Origin of the sequence: Mycoavidus sp. B2-EB, from assembly GCF_014218255.1 — a bacterium.
Classification (GTDB): domain Bacteria; phylum Pseudomonadota; class Gammaproteobacteria; order Burkholderiales; family Burkholderiaceae; genus Mycoavidus.
Genome location: NZ_AP021872.1, coordinates 579,269 through 598,285 on the forward strand (window position 1 = coordinate 579,269; position 19,017 = coordinate 598,285).

General features: G+C 46.8%; 19 protein-coding genes and 2 tRNA genes. 4 read left to right on the forward strand and 17 right to left on the reverse strand.

Going from position 1 to position 19,017, the window contains the following annotated elements; all coding sequences use genetic code 11:
* Positions 1 to 7 precede the first annotated feature (7 nt).
* Positions 8 to 1,018 (forward strand): inorganic phosphate transporter, encoded by a 1,011-nt coding sequence (locus tag MPB2EB_RS02670; RefSeq protein WP_185182318.1) that lies wholly within the window; start codon positions 8 to 10, stop codon positions 1,016 to 1,018.
* Positions 1,019 to 1,039: 21 nt separating this feature from the next.
* On the opposite strand, the gene minE is transcribed toward MPB2EB_RS02670, so the two are convergent.
* The 3 genes from minE to minC form a co-directional block, all read right to left on the reverse strand.
* Positions 1,040 to 1,291: a cell division topological specificity factor MinE gene (minE, locus tag MPB2EB_RS02675; protein ID WP_185182319.1), complete on the reverse strand. Its 252-nt coding sequence runs from the start codon at positions 1,289 to 1,291 to the stop codon at positions 1,040 to 1,042.
* 9 nt (positions 1,292 to 1,300) lie between these two features.
* Positions 1,301 to 2,116: a septum site-determining protein MinD gene (minD, locus tag MPB2EB_RS02680; RefSeq protein WP_185182320.1), complete on the reverse strand. Its 816-nt coding sequence runs from the start codon at positions 2,114 to 2,116 to the stop codon at positions 1,301 to 1,303.
* Between the two features lie 85 nt (positions 2,117 to 2,201).
* Positions 2,202 to 2,933 carry a septum site-determining protein MinC gene (gene minC / locus MPB2EB_RS02685; RefSeq protein WP_185182321.1) on the reverse strand — a complete coding sequence of 244 codons (732 nt, stop codon included), beginning with the start codon at positions 2,931 to 2,933 and terminating at the stop codon, positions 2,202 to 2,204.
* Positions 2,934 to 3,208: 275 nt separating this feature from the next.
* Here minC and MPB2EB_RS02690 point away from each other — a divergent pair.
* A tRNA-Leu gene (locus tag MPB2EB_RS02690) sits at positions 3,209 to 3,293 on the forward strand.
* 65 nt (positions 3,294 to 3,358) lie between these two features.
* On the opposite strand, the gene MPB2EB_RS02695 is transcribed toward MPB2EB_RS02690, so the two are convergent.
* From MPB2EB_RS02695 to MPB2EB_RS02730, 8 genes are all read right to left on the reverse strand, one after another.
* On the reverse strand, positions 3,359 to 3,613 hold the full coding sequence (locus MPB2EB_RS02695; protein WP_185182322.1) for a helix-turn-helix transcriptional regulator: 255 nt from the start codon (positions 3,611 to 3,613) through the stop codon (positions 3,359 to 3,361).
* Between the two features lie 37 nt (positions 3,614 to 3,650).
* Positions 3,651 to 4,073 (reverse strand): biopolymer transporter ExbD, encoded by a 423-nt coding sequence (locus MPB2EB_RS02700; protein WP_185182323.1) that lies wholly within the window; start codon positions 4,071 to 4,073, stop codon positions 3,651 to 3,653.
* 80 nt (positions 4,074 to 4,153) lie between these two features.
* Complete coding sequence (locus tag MPB2EB_RS02705) at positions 4,154 to 4,864, reverse strand: MotA/TolQ/ExbB proton channel family protein (protein ID WP_185182630.1); 711 nt, start codon at positions 4,862 to 4,864, stop codon at positions 4,154 to 4,156.
* A 68-nt stretch (positions 4,865 to 4,932) separates the two neighbouring features.
* Entirely contained in the window at positions 4,933 to 5,367 is a 435-nt protein-coding gene (locus MPB2EB_RS02710) for an energy transducer TonB (RefSeq protein ID WP_185182324.1), read from the reverse strand.
* A gap of 255 nt (positions 5,368 to 5,622) precedes the next feature.
* Positions 5,623 to 5,871, reverse strand: a complete 249-nt coding sequence (locus tag MPB2EB_RS02715) for a bacterioferritin-associated ferredoxin (RefSeq protein ID WP_370576614.1) — start codon at positions 5,869 to 5,871, stop codon at positions 5,623 to 5,625.
* A 146-nt stretch (positions 5,872 to 6,017) separates the two neighbouring features.
* Positions 6,018 to 6,854 carry a glutamate racemase gene (gene murI, locus MPB2EB_RS02720; RefSeq protein ID WP_185182326.1) on the reverse strand — a complete coding sequence of 279 codons (837 nt, stop codon included), beginning with the start codon at positions 6,852 to 6,854 and terminating at the stop codon, positions 6,018 to 6,020.
* 76 nt (positions 6,855 to 6,930) lie between these two features.
* Entirely contained in the window at positions 6,931 to 7,419 is a 489-nt protein-coding gene (gene bfr, locus MPB2EB_RS02725; RefSeq protein WP_185182327.1) for a bacterioferritin, read from the reverse strand.
* 12 nt (positions 7,420 to 7,431) lie between these two features.
* Complete coding sequence (locus MPB2EB_RS02730; protein WP_185182328.1) at positions 7,432 to 8,007, reverse strand: TIGR00645 family protein; 576 nt, start codon at positions 8,005 to 8,007, stop codon at positions 7,432 to 7,434.
* Between the two features lie 192 nt (positions 8,008 to 8,199).
* On the opposite strand from MPB2EB_RS02730, the gene MPB2EB_RS02735 reads away from it, so the two are divergent.
* A tRNA-Ser gene (locus MPB2EB_RS02735) sits at positions 8,200 to 8,290 on the forward strand.
* 204 nt (positions 8,291 to 8,494) lie between these two features.
* On the opposite strand, the gene MPB2EB_RS02740 is transcribed toward MPB2EB_RS02735, so the two are convergent.
* From MPB2EB_RS02740 to MPB2EB_RS02750, 3 genes are all read right to left on the reverse strand, one after another.
* A complete protein-coding gene (locus MPB2EB_RS02740; RefSeq protein WP_232534472.1) occupies positions 8,495 to 10,297 on the reverse strand; it encodes a pentapeptide repeat-containing protein in 1,803 nt (600 codons plus the stop codon).
* 341 nt (positions 10,298 to 10,638) lie between these two features.
* Positions 10,639 to 11,733, reverse strand: coding sequence for an ABC transporter substrate-binding protein (locus MPB2EB_RS02745; protein ID WP_185182330.1), 1,095 nt, complete (start codon positions 11,731 to 11,733; stop codon positions 10,639 to 10,641).
* Positions 11,726 to 12,691, reverse strand: coding sequence for a LysR family transcriptional regulator (locus MPB2EB_RS02750; RefSeq protein WP_185182331.1), 966 nt, complete (start codon positions 12,689 to 12,691; stop codon positions 11,726 to 11,728). Before MPB2EB_RS02750 ends, MPB2EB_RS02745 begins: the two co-directional genes overlap by 8 nt.
* An 855-nt stretch (positions 12,692 to 13,546) precedes the next feature.
* Between MPB2EB_RS02750 and sodC the strand changes: the two genes are divergently transcribed.
* A complete protein-coding gene (gene sodC / locus MPB2EB_RS02755) occupies positions 13,547 to 14,095 on the forward strand; it encodes a superoxide dismutase family protein (protein ID WP_185182332.1) in 549 nt (182 codons plus the stop codon).
* 1 nt (position 14,096) lies between these two features.
* On the opposite strand, the gene MPB2EB_RS02760 is transcribed toward sodC, so the two are convergent.
* From MPB2EB_RS02760 to MPB2EB_RS02770, 3 genes are all read right to left on the reverse strand, one after another.
* On the reverse strand, positions 14,097 to 15,107 hold the full coding sequence (locus MPB2EB_RS02760; protein ID WP_185182333.1) for a class 1 fructose-bisphosphatase: 1,011 nt from the start codon (positions 15,105 to 15,107) through the stop codon (positions 14,097 to 14,099).
* Positions 15,108 to 15,174: 67 nt separating this feature from the next.
* Complete coding sequence (locus MPB2EB_RS02765) at positions 15,175 to 17,037, reverse strand: ABC transporter permease subunit (protein ID WP_185182334.1); 1,863 nt, start codon at positions 17,035 to 17,037, stop codon at positions 15,175 to 15,177.
* On the reverse strand, positions 17,034 to 18,149 hold the full coding sequence (locus MPB2EB_RS02770) for an ABC transporter ATP-binding protein (RefSeq protein WP_185182335.1): 1,116 nt from the start codon (positions 18,147 to 18,149) through the stop codon (positions 17,034 to 17,036). The genes MPB2EB_RS02765 and MPB2EB_RS02770 overlap by 4 nt, the downstream gene beginning before the upstream one ends.
* Positions 18,150 to 19,017 lie beyond the last annotated feature (868 nt).

A 19,017-nucleotide genomic window follows, 5' to 3' on the forward strand; every position in this document is an offset into this window, starting at 1 on the left:
AATCTTAATGTCATCGATTCATTTGGGATTGTGGGCCGTCATCTTGTTAGTGGCAATTGCCCTCATCTTCGACTTCATGAACGGCTTTCATGATGCGGCAAATTCGATTGCCACCGTGGTTTCTACGGGTGTCCTGAAACCTCATCAAGCCGTTCTATTTGCGGCCGTATTTAATGTCATTGCGTATTTTATTTTTCATCTAAAGGTGGCATCAACGGTCGGCCGTGGCACGATCGATCCATCGATTATCGATCATTATGTCGTATTTGGCGCGCTGATGGGCGCCATTGGCTGGAATGTGATCACTTGGTATTATGGTATTCCGTCCAGTTCATCCCATGCGCTAATTGGGGGGTTGGTCGGTTCAGCATTAGCTAAAGCAGGCCCTGGTTCGTTAAATATTGATGGTTTATGTAAAACCATCGCTTTTATTTTTGTTTCACCGCTACTGGGCTTCTTTTTAGGGTCGCTCTTGATGTTGGGCGTGTCTTGGCTTTACTTGCGCACGACACCGAGCAAGGTTGATCGACGTTTTCGGCGCTATCAATTAATCTCTGCTGGCCTGTATAGCCTGGGGCATGGCGGTAACGATGCGCAGAAGACCATCGGCATCATCTGGATGCTCTTGCTGGCCACTGGTTATGCTTCTGCGACGATCGATGCTCCTCCAATGTGGGTGATTGCCGCCTGCTATTTTGCAATTGGCCTGGGCACGCTCTTCGGCGGCTGGCGCATTGTGCGGACCATGGGACAAAAAATTACCAAATTAAAACCAGTAGGCGGATTTTGTGCTGAATTTGGGGGGGCTCTGACGCTTTTTCTAGCCTCTTGGCTCGGTATCCCAGTATCGACTACGCATACCATTACAGGCGCGATTGTTGGGGTGGGCGCTACGCAAAAGCTAGCGGCCGTACGTTGGGGGGTTGCGGGTAATATTGTTTGGGCTTGGATCTTGACGATTCCAGCATCTGCCTCAATGGCGGCACTGGCTTGGTGGCTGGGCCAGCATTTCCTTTAAGGTAAAGGAATGCTGGCGCGGTTAGGCTTGCGGAATTTCGATTTTAACTTCCAGTACTTCCAAATTATCTTGTTGCTCAAGCTTAACTTTAATATCCTCGTGCGCGATTTTCACATACTTTGAAATCACGGCGAGGAGTTCACGCTGTAGCGCGGGCAGATAATTGGCTGGAGTGTGGTTTGCGCGTTCATGCGCAATAATCAACTGCAGGCGCTCTTTGGCAAGCGTTGCAGTTTTTTTATTCTCGCCAAGCAAAAAAGAAAGTATTGACATATCCTTACCTTATTTATTGCCGAAAAGGCGTTGTAATAAGCCGGGTTTTTGATAATCAGTAAACCGCATGGGTTTGGTTTCGCCAAGAAAGCGCGAGATCACATCTTTATAGGCTTCAGCGACGTCGGTGGTCTCTAGATGGATCGCCGGTACGCCTTGATTTGAAGCATGCAGTACGGCGTCTGATTCGGGGATCACACCGATCAAATCAATCCGTAAAATTTCTTGAATATCTGTAATAGAGAGCATTTCACCTTCATTGACACGCTTTGGATTGTAGCGGGTAATTAACAGCTGTTCTTTAATCGGCTCTGTGCCTTCAATCGCGCGTTTGGTTTTTGAAGCTAAAATGCCTAGGATACGATCTGAATCCCGCACCGATGAGACTTCTGGGTTAGTCACAATCACCGCTTCATCTGCATAATACATTGCCATCAGCGCGCCTGATTCAATCCCCGCGGGCGAATCGCAAACAATATAGGTAAATCCCATATCTATCAGCTCTTGGATGACTTTGCCGACCCCTTCTTGGGTTAATGCATCTTTGTCCCGGGTTTGCGATGCGGGCATAATAAAAAGATTGCTGCATTTTTTATCTTTGATCAAAGCTTGGCTCAGTTTGGCTTCGCCTTGAATCACGTTAATTAAATCATAGACGACGCGTCGCTCGCAGCCCATAATTAAATCAAGATTACGTAAACCCACATCAAAATCAATCACGGCTGTTTTGTGACCATGCAAAGCTAGGCCGGCAGCAAAACTTGCGCTGGTGGTGGTCTTGCCTACACCGCCTTTACCCGAAGTAATTACAATAATTTTCGCCATCTGGCTAAGTCCTTGAAGCAGTCAATTGATTTAAAAATCAAAGTAATTTAAAAGGTGATTATGTTACCTGGATTAAATCAATTTATTAAGTTAATTTGAGTGGTTCGATCACTAATTTTTCATTTAAGAGGCTAACTTGCACGGGTTTACCTTGCACTTGCGCCGGTAACGGCGTCTCGGTTGTACGATAAATACCGGCAATGGAAAGTAACTCAGGCTCAAGACAGGTACAAAAAATGCGCGCATTAAGATTACCCTGTGCGCCAGCGAGCGCTCGTCCGCGCAGTGGAGCATAAATATGAATATGCCCATCGGCAATGACTTCAGCCCCATAGCTTACTACACCCAGCACAATCAAATCCCCTTTGGCGTAGACTTGTTGGCCGGAGCGGAGCGGTTTGTCGATAATCAGCGTTGATTTAGAGTCTTCAATTGACGCTTCTAGCTTGGGCGTTGGCGTTACGGGGTTTTTGGCATGCGCCGCGGGTTGTGGAATCCGGCTAACGCCGACTTCAACGAACGGCAGATCATTGCGTTGCGCCCAGATGCGTTGGCTCTCGTGAGCGGCAATTCCCACTGGATACATGCGCACTTCATGCAACATCGCCGCCAGCGCATGAAGATCTATAGTTTCGTTAGCCTGCAGAGGGCGTACATCAATCACGACAATATCATTCGCAAAAAACTCTGGCGCGACTTCAAAGCGGCTTTTTAAGGCTTGGTGTAAAACCTCAAGGTCAACTGTTTTAACCGTAAAAAGTAGCGTATCAAAGGAGCTACTGCGCAGTTCAAAGCACGAAGTTCTTTTATTGGACATAGAGGACGGACGCTAAAAAGACCGTTTAAGCGGATTGTGCCAGAAACCCAGTATTTTAACCGCCCTTGGGCATAAAATTGAAATACGCTGGCTTTTTGTTATGTTTTATCATCGATTACCGTCCTTGCTTAGGCTACCTATGATATGCGTCAACGGATGACTTTTTTTTACCCTACCTGCGGCGATCTTTAATTTGAGACAATTCGCACACACAATAAGCTAGGCGAAATGCAAAATAATTGGCTATAATAGCGCCCTTGCTGAAAATAAGCATGGCCCAGGTGGCGGAATTGGTAGACGCACTAGTTTCAGGTACTAGCGGGTAACTCCGTGGAGGTTCGAGTCCTCTCTTGGGCACCATCCAGCTTTTCGATAGAATTAGAATATAAATCAATATTTTGTGATTTTTTTAAAAAATCATTGGCTTAAAGGCAATTTTTTGCCACCCGCCACAGGTCCTGTTTTTTAAGTTGAGCCGTAAGAGAAAGGTTATCAAAGCCAAGACCGAGCACCGAGAGCAGTCTTGAGAGCCGTTCAAAGCCCAAGTCCTTAATGGTGCCAGCCTCAAGGGTCTGGACGGTTTGCCGAGACAATTTTGCAAGCTTGGCCAGATGCTGTTGTGTTAGGCCGATCGCATTCCGACGCGCTTTAATCATTCTTCCGACTGCACTGAGCTCCATTTCTATACCTTAATAGATGGGGTTATATGTAAAAAAATCAGTGATTCGCTTCTGGTTGTGTAATAAAGCCAATCTTTGCCAAACCGCCAGACTGTGCGGCTGACATAACATGAGCAATATGTTCATAACGTACGGCACGATCCGCATATAAATACACTTCTGGCTGCGGCTCAACTTTGGCTGCGGCTAAAAAGTGTACCCGTAGCGTAGCGTCATCCACTGCTTGTTGGTCCAAAAGCACGGTGCCATCTGCTTGTAAAGTTAATTTAATCTGAGTTGGCTTAAGCACGGTCTTTGAGCTGCTGGCCTGTGGCAGATCGAGTTTGATGGCGTGGTGCATAACCGGTAGCGTCACCAGAAAAATAATCAATAAGACAAGCATGACGTCAACCAATGGCGTCATGTTAATTTCGCTCATTAGTGTCTCTTCATTATCGTTGATAAAAGGGGTGCTGGCCATGGCTGTCGGTGTTGTTTAAGCGTGTAAAGCTGGGCTAAAAAGTATTTTATATGGGCTCATGAGAGGGCTAAAACCCGCTTTTAGCGGGGCGCGGTTTTCAACTCGCCGCGTCGATTTGAGCGTAGCCGCGCGCCCGTAACAAAATAGGCATGTAGGCCATGAGAGAAGCGATTGAGTTTACTCACAATCCTTTTATTGCCGCGCGTGAACGCATTGTAAGCCAGCGTTGCTGGAATCGCGACAAAAAGGCCGAAAGCGGTCATGATCAACGCTTCGCCCACTGGCCCTGCAACATGATTGATTGAGGCTTGCCCGTTCTCGCCAATGGCCAATAATGCATGATAAATCCCCCATACTGTGCCAAATAAACCCACAAAAGGTGCAGTTGAGCCAATTGACGCGAGCAGCGCAAGACCGCTTTGCATGCGCATCAAATTTTCATCTAGTGTGTTTTTTAAGCAACGCGTGATCCAATCGCTAATATCCATCCGATGATGGAGAGAGGGTTGGTTTTGTTGATGATGGCTGGCCGCTTCTTGGCCCGCTAATACGAGTGCCAGAAACGGATTGCCGGCTCGTTTGCCCAGTTTTTCGATCCCATGCTCAATCCCATCTGCATGCCAGAATGCCTGCTCGGCATTTTTTGTAAGCTGCCGCAAACAAATAAATTGCCAGGTTTTGGCTAAGATCACGGTCCATGAGAGTGCTGACATGAGAACCAGCGCTAAGGTAAGCGCGCGTATAACCGGATCGCCCTGCTGCCAGAGGTGGGCTAAACCATAGTGTTCCATCATATGCCTTTTAGGATTGGGGGCTTGCTGAATTCTGAGCAATCGATCTAAATCGATCCATTGAGAGGCTAGCCCTCAAGTTTAAATATAAACGGGATGTCGCTGGTGGTGCGTATCGGCCGACCGTTTTCAAGCCAAGGGCGGCATTGACTGCTGAGCGCCGCTTCACGAGCAGCCTGGTCAAGGTGTTTAAAACCACTGCTTTGCTTGATTGTAGCGCGTTCAATTGTGCCACGTTTGTCAATCATAAGGCTAATTAATACAGTGCCGGTTTCTTCGCGCCGCCTCGATAACGGCGGATAGGCGGGCGGGTTGAGCAAGCAGTTTGGCTGGGCAATGTTTTGGGGAGCGCTTAGTTCAAGCGTATGCGTGGCATTGGCGCTTGGCGTATGGGCCTCATCAATTGGGGCGCTGGGTGCTGTAGGTGTAGAGGTGGCGCTTGAGCGTTTTGCCGTGGAGGATTTAAGAATAGGGGGGATAGGCAGAGGCGTGGGACTCAGCAACTCGACGGTTATGGCGCTTGCTAAAACGGGTTTTGAAGGAGGTGGGCTAGCTGGGTTTAGGAAGCAGATAAAGCCCCCTATATGGAGGGCCAAAACAAGACAGAAGAGGGGGGTGACGATACGTAAATTGATCAAGCAAATTCTACACGCACGACTGTCTGATGACACAAATTGGAACGTATCATTTACGGAAAATTAACCAAGAAATACAGAGTGCAGTCACCATGCCAATCCAGAGTTCCATGGGGGCCTTATTTACGCTGCTGCACGGCCAACAAAATTTAACGGTGCCATGCTACAGGGGGGACTTGCACTATTGTGGTCGGCTAGCAGATCAGAAACAGCATTTTCGCACTTACCGCAACATAATGCGACCCCACATTCAAATTGCAATGCTTCTAGGGAATTCGCACCGGCATGGATGGCGGTATGGATCGAGCGGTCTGAAACGGACTTGCACACACAGATAATCATGATAACACCCCAATAAAATTCGATGGGCATTACGGATACGTTATGTATTCGTAATGCTAATCATTATCATTCAGGTTTTTATCTTTTGCAAGGGGGTCATAGTTACATGATGCTAAATTAGGGGAGTTTGCCTAAAACGAAGGAGAGGAATCGGAAAATACGCCGGTTCAGTTTTTTTAGCTTACAGCATTCACTGAACTTGAAGGAATGCTAATATGCTCAGCGATTTGATCGGTCTTTAGGAATTGGCTGGCCAGCGTCTGTAGCCGGATCCCATTCGCCGTTGAATACAAGCGCAGCGTTACCTTGGCATCTGGCGGTGCGCACAACTGTTGGGCCGCCAATCGTCGAGCGAGTTGGCGGGCAACCGCTTCCCCAGTTTCGATCAACCTAAGCTGATCGCCAGCAATACGGCGGATTGACTTCTCAAGAAAAGGGAAATGGGTTGAACCCAGCACGAGCGTATCCGCTCCCGCGTCAAGCATCGGCGTCAGATAAGCCTTAAGCAGAGCCAATACTTCGTCTGAATCTGTCTCGCCACGTTCAATCGCTTCCACCAAGCCAGAGCCCGCTTGGCAGATAAAGCGACAGTCTGCCGCATAAGTCGTGATTAGGCGGTGAAATTTTTCGCTACGCAAAGTACTGGCCGTAGCTAGCACGCCGGCTATGCGTGAGCTTGAATATTGCGCGGCAGGTTTAATACCAGGTTCAATCCCGATGATCGGGATACTGAATTTTTTTTGGAGTAGGTAATTAGCTTGCGCGGTCGCTGTATTACAGGCGACCACCAGCGCTTTGACCCCTTGTTGCACGAGCCAGGTGCTGATTGCAAGCGTGCGCTCTATAATAAATGCATTATCACGCTCGCCATAAGGCGCATGAGATGAATCTGCGCAATAAATCAGAGATTCGTCGGGCAGCGCCGCGTGAATTGCGCGCAGCACCGACAAACCGCCGACCCCTGAATCGAATACCCCAATCGGCGCGTAGGCATGGCTAGAGATGGATTCCATGATCAAGCAGAGAGTTTAACTTTTATAACAAGAAAACCACAAGATATCGCTACGCGCATGATAACCTCGCAGCAATTTATGCGTCGTGATGAGCCGTTGAGCTGAAGCCACTTTGCAGATAATTTTGTAGGCCAAGCTTACTGATAAGCTCCAATTGCGTTTCGAGCCAATCAATATGTTCTTCAGTATCATTGAGAATCGACACAAAAATCTCACGCGACACGAAATCTTGTACGGATTCGCAGTAAGCAATCGCTTCTTTACACGTTGTTTGAGAGATCGATTCGAGTTTCAAATCGCACTGCAAAATCTCTGGCGTATCCTCGCCCACTAATAATTTGTGTAAATCTTGCAAGTTGGGCAATCCATCCAACATGAAAATACGTTCGATGAGTTGATCGGCATGTTTCATTTCGCCAATCGATTCTTGATATTCATGCTGCCCCAATTTATCTAAACCCCAATGTTTATACATCCGGGCATGCAAAAAATACTGATTGATGGCGGTCAACTCATTTTTGAGTTGGGCATTGAGATAGTCGAGGACTTTTTTATCACCTTGCATTATGAGACTCCATTATTTGAGTGGGTGGCCGCCGTTCGTCGGAGATACATCCGAATGAGGGCGGGACATGCTTCTATCGACCCAAGCCATCACACCGGCTGAAAGTAAGAAAGAAAGATGGATTAAGATTTGAGATATCACCGTATGCGTATCGCGCTGACCTGCATCAATGAAAGTTTTTAGCAGGTGAATTGACGAAATGCTAATCAACGCCATTGCTAATTTAACTTTTAAGACCCCGGCGTTAACGTGATCGAGCCACTCTGGTTCATCTGGATGGTGTTCCAGACCGAGCCGAGAGACAAAAGTTTCGTAGCCGCCAATGATGACCATGATCAATAAATTGGAGATCATGACGACATCGATTAAGCTGAGTACGGCAAGCATAACCGCCGTCTCATTAAGCGTGGGCGTGTGGCGAACAAGATGCCATACCTCAACCAAAAAGAGATATACATAGACACCCTGAGCAACAATCAGCCCGAGATACAAAGGCAGCTGCAACCAGCGGCTAAAGAAAATCAGCGCAGGCAAAGGTTTGAGCGACGGCGTATGAGAACTTTTATGCGATTGTTCAGAGGTAGACATGAGTAAAAGTTTGCGAAAAAATAACAATAAGCAACGGTGTACGAGCCACAATCTAGCGTAGCCTCGCCAACGCTATATTGTACCTCTGATCATCGCGCGCTAAATTTTATTGGCTATTTTGCATAGATAAGCGCTGTGGGTCGGTTTCTTACCGCACTGAGTTTTGATCTTTGCTATAATGCGCAGCTTGCCGGAGAGATGGATGAGTGGTTTAAGTCGCCCGCCTGGAAAGCGTGTATAGGTTAATAGCCTATCGGGGGTTCGAATCCCCCTCTCTCCGCCAGTTGTACTGCAGATGTCGCCAAGCTTTAACAAAAAATATAAGTGTTTAAAAGGGTTGGCGGTTTTTTTTGCAAATAATGCCCAGGTTGAGCAAGCCTGTCGAGCCTGTCAGAAATTTTGTGTTTTCGGAAGTCACCCTAAGAAATTACAGTTTCACACCAGAGAAACGGTAAAGCGCTCGCCGAATAAAATGGCACATTGAATTTTAGAGAGTCAGCGTTGACAGTTGCTCCGCTAATACATTTTCAGCGTGAGTTTCTTCGGAAAATGTTGGGGCTGGCTCACCGCGCGCACCTCTTTGCTTAAGCAGATGCTTATCGATGGGACTTAGATTTTGCGCACTTTGGATCGACATATAGGTTACGTTTAGTTCTGTGGGAAATGAATTCCAATGCAAACCAGTTTTTAAATCGCTCATTTTCCATAGTCTTACCGTTTTATCTTGGCTTCCAGAAGCAAGTATTTTTCCGTCTGGCGAGAAACTAAGCCCATTTATTATGGCGCTATGCCCTCTAAATGTATAAGAGGCGACGCCATCTTCTACTCGCCACAATGTCGTCAAATTATCTTCCGTAGCTGCTGCTAGGAGCTTGCCATCTGGTGAAAATTTCACATTCCTTACATCACTATTATGTCCTTGCAAGGTATGTAATGCTTTTCCACTTTCCATGTCCCATAGCTTTATTCTTCCATGCTGGCCACCTGCGGCCAGAATTTGACTGTCGGGCGAGAAAGCTACGCTATTGACAGGCTGACTTTCGTGCGAGAGAGGCACACTATTGAGCGAATCAGTGTGCTTTTCAAGCTCTATATAGTAGTGCTGTCTATATTCGCTCTCCATGAGCCATACTTGCAACGATTCTTCGAGTAGCCCTACCGCCAGGAATTCACCGTTTGGCGAGAAACTGATGCTCATTACCATATCGCCTTCTTCACGCCTTCCAATTTGACATAGCCCTTCACCGCTTTCTACGCTCCAAAGCGTTACATCGCCATCCATTCCCCCTGACGCAAAGTACTTGCCATCTGGTGAAAAATGTACGCTAGCTATATCCCCGGCATGCCCTCTAGGCGCATGCCATCTTCCGTCATTTTCCTGGTACAACTCTTCTCCATTTTCCGTGCCAACAGCTAACCACTGCCCATTCGGTGAGTAACAACAATCGCCAATCATACTACCCACCTCTATCGTAGGTAGCTCACCAAAGTTAACTTTAAACAAATTCGCTTGTTCCAAATTTGCCTCAAACAACTGTGCTCCACGGAAATTGACCCCATTTAAATTAGCTCTTTGAAATTGAGTATGGTTAAATATCCCTCCGCTTAAATCAGCGCCAGGTACTCGAATTCCGTTGAAATTCTGTCCCTCTAGATTGATGCCTGCTTTGACTAATAAGGTTAAGGCAGGCGCTGCTACGGGTTGTACCTCTTCTGTTTTTGAGCGCTGAACCCAATGCAGTAGTTTTTGCTTTAATACGGAATTTTGTTGGATACGGTTCTTTAAAACATCAAATATCTCTGGATCACAAATAAGAAACAGCAGCCTAAAGAACGCGCTTTTCTTTACGACTTGATCGGGCTGATCTGAGTCTAATAACAGCTTTAATTGGTCCAATGCAAGTTCTCGCCAGCGATCCTCCGATTTGACAAAATCTTGGTGATATTCTGGTGGAATTCTTTTATGCAACAAGTGTAATTTTAGATCTAGTGAATCTAGTGGTTCACCATTACGAGTTGCCATAGTGAGTATTTCAAAGAGAATATTCTGGAATGGCGGTGCGAGAGGGTATGCTCTTAGTATCTCTAGGATTTTAACTTGCTCTACGGGTTCGTCGTTGTTGGTTAACACAGCTAACACTTTAAAGAAGGCTTGTTGTTCCGGCGAATCCAGAAAATCATTTTTTATTATGTCTTGAATTTCGACTGGCAATGAGCGTACAGAAAGCTTTGGCAAGTGTGCTGTATAGCACGTAGAAGGGACCGTAGCGCTACTCGATAAAGGTAACATAAATGCACCCCCTAGAACTCGAATCGATGATGCAAAAATAGTTAATAAATAAAGCAAAACTTCTTGCTTTAAAGATTAGTGCATTTTTATTTTTATTCAAAAATGTTTTGCAGAGACTAAGAAAACTTAAAATAGCCAACTTGGATAGCTCTTTCATGCTCTTCAAGCGACAAGAAAGCTATCATTATATTTAGGTCGTGTATGCCTTGAGGTGCTACTGAATGGCTATGAAAGGTGTCCCAATTTTATCTCGAGAGCGAATACCTCTAATATAAAAATACAGATGCCGGATAGCTTCAGCGCGGCAATCTACTACAACTACCCGACTGCGCGTCTTTTTCTCAACTCAGAAACCAACGGTTATAGCGCTCGACAATCGAACTATAATTATCCAGCCAATATAAAGCACTGCTGGGTATGCCTTTGTTGAAGTTCTCTGGATAAACTGCGAGGAATTTGGCGTGTTCTTTCTTGATATACTCAAAAGCGCTTGGCTGAGTCGGTGAAATTCCGTGCGGAGCTAGCAGCGCTTGTCGCTTCGGGTCGGTTGCAAAGCGGATAAATTCTCGGCATGCATCCGCGTTGGGAGTGCCTTTCAGGATGGTCCAGTTATCGTATCCGTAAATATGTTGATCCCAAGAAAACGCTATGGGCGCGCCAGATTTAATAGCGGATAGTGCGGCGGTTAGAAAAACCGGCATGACGTCTACTTCACGAACTTTTAAGAGGTGTTCCGCTTCTGGGGTGCTTTGCCACCAGACAGAAATATGTGGCTTGATTCTGTCGAGGCTATGAAATGCGCGGTCTAGATCGCAAGGGTAGACTGTGCTTGGCGCTACGCCATCGGCCAATAAGGCTTGTTCTACGGTATCGAAAGGAACTTTGCGCAGACCGCGCCGACCGGGAAAATTCTCTGCATCCCAAAAATCTTTCCAAGTTTGTGGTGGACGCTTTTGAAAGACGTCAGTTCGATAGGTCAGTACTGTAGAGTAGACATTCATCCCCACGCCATATGGCGACATAAACTGAGGCATAATGGTTGAAACGATAGGATCGTGCTCTAGCCCATGCTTTTCTAAATAATTTTGCTGGCTGAGGATCGGAATCGCCCGATTTCCAAGGCAGGCCATGTTCCAGTTGTAATTTCCGGTATCGACCATAGACCGGATTTCTGCGATGGGTTCCGAATTTGATGGGATGCCGACCATCTCGATACCGAATTTTTCCTGGAAAGGTTTGAAGAGTAATTCTGTGGCGGCATAGTGCCATTCACCGCCCGAGGTGCGGATGACAATTCTTTGCGCGGCTTTTTCCTGTGCGATCTTTTGAGAGTTGATGATAATCAGTGGCGCGCAGACTGCTGCTGCGCCTAATGCAGCTATTTTCTTGATGGTTTTGCGACGGCTAGAGCCATGTGGTGGATTTTTGTCATTCATATGGGGCTTCTGATATTGTGGTTAGATGACTGTTCTCAGCCAAAGGGTGGCGCGCAAAGATGGGGAGATGCGCACTGATTAATCTGAGTAATTGATGGAGCGGTGGCAAAAGCGGTTTGCCGCGCCTGACGATGAGAGCCAAGCTAGCGGCTTGAAAACTAGGATGGTCGATTTCAAGCGCAACTAGCTCTCCGGATTTAATTTCTTCAAATGCCGAGAAGGCTGACATAAATACTGCACCTGCATCGGTACAAGCAAATCTTTTGCGAGCCGTGGTCGAATTGCTAATAAACACAGGGGGTTGGAGTTCAATTTTTTCTGTTTTGGCGACGGACTGCACCATCTGGCGTAAAGCACCCGTAGCAGGTAATGAAAGGGGGTAGCGGATTGCTTCGGCAAAGGTTACTTTGTGTTTGTTGGCGAGCGGATGTTTTTTATTCACCAACATATATAAGGGCAAAGGTACGCGCGCAAAATAATTGATATGTGGGGAGTCTTGGTAAACACAGAGTATCCCTATATGGGAAATATCCTCGAGAATTTGATTGATGATTTTATTGGTTTCGAAATTTTCTTCAATATGAAGGTGAATATCGGGGTATTGAGCCCGGAAATTGTTAAATACACTGATGAGAGCGCCAACAAAGGTAGGGTGTATCGCCAGGTGGATGTTGCCCTGGTGCATGTTGCGCAGCTCGTGTAAGCCTCTTTCCAAATTTTCTTTTAAATCACAGTTGCCGCGATAATATTTGAGTAACAACTCTGCTGCCTCGGTGGGCACGACGCCACGGGGCCGCCGTTCGAATAGCTTGAATCCGATCTCTTCTTCCAAGAGTCTAATTTGACGCGTAATCACCGACGAGTCCATATTCAAATTGTCCGCTGCCTCTCGAATTTTTCCGCATGTACAAACTTCGTAGAAGTAACGTAATCGCCGCTGATTAATTTCTGGGATCATTTTTTTTACTTTCCTTCAGGCGTTATTCACATGACGAGAAAAATACAACGTACAGTCTCTTAGCAAGGTACTCAACGAATATGGCTCAGTGTCTTATATGAATGGGACTGGGCTGCAAGGTAATTTTAGGGGTAGATGAATTGTTTTACAGATTATTTGGAGCGTAAATTCGCATCGCTAATCGCCTCGCGGAAAAATATGAAAGCTGCATAATTGATGCGTCATTTCAACGATTTAAGGATTGGCTATAAACGATTCATTATCTCTCAAGCATCCTGCTTTGAGATCAACTAGGTAATTAGCCTTTACCCTTTAAATATGTACTCTGGATTAGGATACTAGCATTACTTTTTCCTTCTCATCAGTATTTTTTGATTTTCGATGGCTTTGTGGTTTCCTGCTTTAAGGCATAGACCTTGTTAAAAAGATCCTTCATTTCTTTTAATGCAGCGGAGCTTTAAGAGATGGATCGATGCGCTATTCTAGTGCCATCTGATGGATGACGAGCGCAAAATTTGAGCGCTAGCGCTGAAAAACGCTCCGCATTGTGAGCGTCTACTCAACTGGACTCAGTGCGATACCCGCTTGCCCACTTTGAGGTTAGAGAGGGCCATTGATTTGATTAAGATTGAGCGCGCGACTTCGGGAAACAATCCAGCCTTGCTAATCTTTCAAGCTGCTTCATTGAAGCCCTTATATAGTTTTTGCTCAAGCTACAATGACCATGGTGCTCGTCTGCCGACACACAAATTTTCAGAGTGATTTGCAACTGTCACCGGGTTAGATAGCGTAATTTCTGCCGCGGCTTGCGCTGGCTGAAAGCAAATTTTTTAACCAGAGAAGAGGACAATTGCAATGAAAAAATACATCCGCTGGACAACTATGCTGGCTATTTTAGCCGGGGTAAATATATCTACCGCATTTGCTGAGCAGTTATCGATTCCTATTTACGCGGTTGATGCAACGGGTACCGGTAAGTCATTAGGCAAGGTCTATGTCAGCGAAAATCCGCATGGGCTGATTTTTACACCTGAATTAGCGGGCTTGCCGCCGGGTATTCATGGCTTTCATATTCATGAAAATCCATCTTGTGCACCGGGGATGGGGCCCAAAGGGCCGGCCGCCGGACTGGCCGCTGGAGGGCATTGGGATCCACAGAAAACCAAGCGTCACGCTGGCCCTTATAGCGATGATGGACATTTAGGCGATTTGCCCGCACTGTATGTTGGTGCGGATGGGCGCGCTACTTATCCGGTGCTAGCTCCGCGCTTGAAGTGGCTCAAAGAAATCCGCGGGCGCGCGTTAACGGTCCACCTGGATGGCGATAATCATAGCGATAACCCAGCGCCATTAGGCGGTGGCGGCGCGCGCCTGGCGTGCGGCGTGATACCTGGCGCGTCTTAAATCAACTCATCTCGTGATGATAACGCGTCACGCGGTCAACTTCATCTTTTGACCCAAGAAAAACCGCAACTCGCTCGTGTAATTGGGTTGGGATAAGCTCGAGAATGCGCTGCTGACCATTGGTCGCAGCGCCATGCGCTTGTTCCACGATAAAAGCCATTGGGTTCGCCTCATACATTAGGCGTAGCCTACCTGGTTTAGCGGGATCACGTTGGTCTGCTGGATACATAAAAATCCCGCCACGATTCAAAATACGATGTACATCGGCGACCATGGATGCGACCCAACGCATATTAAAATCTTGTTTGCGCTCCCCGTCTTTGCCCATCAGCAGTTCGTTGATATAACGTTGCACCGGCGGATGCCAGTGCCGTGCATTTGAGGCATTGATTGCATATTCATGAGTGGTGTGTGGGATCCGTATATTACTCTGCGTAAGAACCCATGACCCTAGTTCTCGATCCAGCGTAAAACAGTGTACGCCATGGCCTGTGGTGAGCACCAACACAGTTTGCGGACCATAAACCGCATAACCTGCAGCCACTTGTTGCGTACCTGCTTGCAAGAACGACTGCTCATCAGGTGGTCGAGTCTTATCTGTGTGACGCAATACCGAGAAAATTGTACCAATTGACACATTCACATCGATGTTGGATGAACCATCAAGTGGATCAAATAGCAGTAAGTATTCGCCTTTAGGGTAGTGGTGTGGAATCAGATGAATGTGCTCAAGCTCTTCGGACGCCATGGCGGCGAGGTTGCCCCCCCATTCATTGGCTTCGAGCAGAATGTCGTTTGAGACCACATCGAGCTTTTTTTGCACCTCGCCTTGCACATTTTCACTGCCAGCACTGCCTAAGAAGTTACCTAGCGCGCCTTTACCAACATAATGGCTGATCATTTTGCAAGCGCGCGCCACGACTTCAATTAAGAGCCGTAAATCAGCCGGGAGGCTATCGTGTTGGCGTTGTTGTTCAATTAAATATTGAGTAAGCGTAATTCGGCCCTGCATCGGGTGACTCCCAAAAAGCGTCTAAATCGCCGCGATATTACCAGTTTGCGCAATCGGCGCCCTAACTTTATTTGACGCTGTGGCGGCGTAGCCGATCCGCGCAGCCAATAATAATCGCCACGAAAAAAAACAAACAAGTTGAAACTGCGGCAATTGTGGGTGATACATTTAATGTAATTTCATCCCAGAATTGCTTAGGTAGCGTGGCACTCAGCCCGCCTGTTACGAAAAGAGCGATGGTTAATTCGTCAAATGAAGTTGCAAAGGCAAACAAAAAAGCGGATGCCAGGCCCGCAGATAAAATCGGGAAAGTAATATAACGTAAAGTCTTTAACCGGCTAGCGCCGAGGCTTTGTGCTGCCGTGTCGAGCTGAACATCATAATTTTTAAGTACGGCCATGATGGTGATGACAACATAAGGCAGAGCGATTGTGGTGTGGCCAAGCACTAAACCAAACATCGAGCCGACCAGACCTAGCTTAGCGAAAAGATAAAAGAACCCAATCGCTAGAATCATTCTGGGCACAATCATGGGCGTCAAAATAAAACCCAGCAGCGCCACTTTCCAACGGAAGTTTGAGCGCGCTAGCAAAAAAGCTGCGGGCGTGCCAATCAGCATCGATAAAAATCCTGTGCTAATGCCAATTAAGATCGAACGTATCGCAGCATGGCTCCAATTAGGGGAATCGAAGACGGCTTCATACCATTGCAATGAAAAACCACGCGGTGGCCAATCGATGGCGCGGCTCTCAGTGAAAGAAATAGGAATCATCACGAGAATCGGGGCAATCAAGAACGCTAACATGGCGATTGCGGCAATCCGCAGTACCCATCCTTGCTGTTCCGGATGAGGGCGTTTTTGCGCTGATTTTTTAATCCGGATGCGGTCGCTCCACGAGCGCGCATGACGCCAAAGGCTACCCAGGCCATCGAAAAGATCGGCTAAACGTTCCAGTATCCAATAACCAGCGCGTCGTATTTTCATATGGGTGTAGCGAGGCGCATGCTGGGCAGTTGAGGGTTTTTCTCCAGCAAAGCTCGAGAGCCCTATCAGCCGACTATATAAAACAAAAACGGCTAATACTGCAACTAGCAGCAGCATTGAAACAGCACCGGCAAAGCCCCAATTCAGGGTGCTCTGAATTTGGTCCATGATAATTTGCGTCATCATGATTTCTTTGCGTCCACCCAACAAGGCGGGGGTGATGAAAAAGCCGATTGAAGTCACAAATACCATGAGCGCCGCGGCTGCTACCCCAGGCAAAGAGAGCGGAAAATAAATCGTCCAAAATGCCCGCGCCGGTTTTGCGCCTAGCGTCAATGAGGCGCGAGGCAAGGTGCGGTCAATATTTTTCATGACGGACAGCATGGTTAAAATGGCCAACGGCATCATGGCATGAATCATGCCCGTGAGAACCGCTGGAAAATGGTACAGTAAATTGAGCGGAGCTTCTGTCATACCGGTTAAAGCCAGTATTTGATTGACCATGCCATTGCGGCCCAAGAGCACCATCCAACCAAAAGTACGCACCAGAAAGCTCGTCCAAAATGGTAAAAGAACCCAAAATAGTAAGGAGCTTTTGAATTTTGACGGAGCAAAAGTAATTAGATAGGCAACTGGATAACCGCCCACGACAGCAAATAAAGTCGTATAGGCTGCCGTTTTGAAGGTGATGGCCAATACTTGCAGATAAACCGGCGACAAAAAAAGTCGACTGTAATGCGCCAGCCCTAACTTCCCTTCAGGTTGAAAACTGAGTCCTAGCAACTGGGTGATGGGAAGTGCCAAGGTCACCAACAAGTAAATGATGATAGGGGCGCCGAGATAAAATTTTGAATTGCGCAGCACTCTTAAGAGGATGCGCCAAGCCCGCGTTAGGGGGGCTTTTTGATTGACTAAGGCTGGCCCGTTTAGCTCAGTTTGCCTCATTTGATGTCAATCCTCTGTGACTCTTGTGGAATGGCTACAGCGTCTGCTGCATTCCAGGTCAGGGTAAGCGGTTCGCCGTGCTGACGCGGCGAGCAATGTCCTTGGGTCAGTTCCGCAATCACGAGTTGGGTTCCTCCTTGGGCGGATAAGTAAGATTTACTGGTGGCGCCAGTGACAACGAAATCGGTGAGCGTTGCTTGAATCCTATTTTGGTTTAAGTCATGATTTGTGCTCACCTGAAAGTGTTGTGGTCTAATCATGACGTCGATGTGGCTGCCAGGGGCGATGGGTTTACCATTCGAAGTTGCAATGCCAATGCCAGGCATCCCGTTTAATGTGAAAAGCACGGTTGTGCCATCTACTTGTTCGACGCGCGCTGGCAATAAATTGGATTCGCCAATAAAATCCGCCACAAAAGCAGTTTGTGGGCAGAAATAAAGCTCGATCGGCGTACCCAACTGCTCAATCTGGCCTCCATTCATCAAGCAGATGCGATCGGACATGGTCATGGCCTCTTCTTGATCATGCGTAACATAAAGAATTGTTGTGCCTAGCTCGCGATGGATGCGTTTAATCTCCAATTGCATTTGGTTGCGTAATTTTTTATCCAATGCGCCAAGCGGTTCATCCATCAAAATAATCGATGGACGATATACCATGCAGCGGGCTAGGGCGATGCGTTGTTGTTGTCCGCCGGACAATTCACGCGGAAAACGGTGGGCTACATGAGGTAGCTCGACTAACTCAAGGACGTGCGCAACCGAGTGCTTAATTTCGCGCGCGCCGAGCTTGCGCATTTTGAGGGGAAAGGCAATATTCTCAGCCACTGTCATATGCGGGAATAATGCATAGTTCTGAAAAACCACGCCAATATCCCTTTCATATGGCGGATTATGAGTGACATCGACCCCGCCAATATGAATCCGACCTTCATCGGGCTGCAAGAGTCCTGCAATCAAGCTCAGCAGCGTTGTTTTACCTGAACCGGAAGGACCCAGCAAGGTTAGAAACTCTCCTTCCGATACGACCAGATCTGTTGGCGCTAATGCGATGACAGTGCCGTATTGCTTCCCAAGCTGATGAGTTTGTAATAATTTTGATGGTTCGGACATTAGAAAATTTGGTCAAAATGCGAGGGTTAATTTTTACTGCATAAAGGTTGGTCCAAAGGTCAAATTCTTCAGTTCTTTTTCATCCACATGTTTCCTCGCTATTATGCATTACCAGGCCAGTATACCGATCTGAGTTTATTTTCTCAATCTGAGGCGATATCCCGCTGGGTAAATCTATAGGGTAGTATGCCCTTACACATAACTTGCTGAGCGCGCGAAAACTAGATGCTTTGAGTTGTGTATAAGGGTATAGGTAGAAAGAGTGGTGCGTAATTAAATTGGCGCAGTATTGCATATTTAAAGCCATAGATTAATTATGTTAGGTTCTGAGCTTCGTATTTTTAATAAATGATTTAAATAAATCATGATAAATTCTTACTTGGTAACATATTTAAAATCATTAGCGGTTAAGTAATGATTTATCACTGTTGCCGACGAAATAGCCATAGAATGAGTGATTAGAGCGTTTAACGTAGCACGTAGATAAGGATGCATTCGGGTTTTGTTGAATAATTTCGCGTGGCAGCCCTCAAGAAAAAAAGATGGATTTAGTCTCTCGTCAGAGAAACTGTTTGATAAAAGAAGGCTGCCATGATTCCTAGACTTAAATTTCCATCGGAATCGCCCTTCCAAAGATTCGTATTCGGCGCAGAAGAAGTGCCTTCTAGCAGTGAGGTGGGTCAGCCATTGCGCGATGCAATGGACCTAGTGTATCTAACAGGGCAATACCCTGCAGATGCGCTGAAATTAGAAGATACAGAAGTAGGAAGCGGTGAAAATATTCAAGAGGCGTATATCAAAAAACATAACCGCCCAGCGCGCATTCACAGACTGGGCGGTGTGTCGGGAGCAGATAGATCGCTTGCTC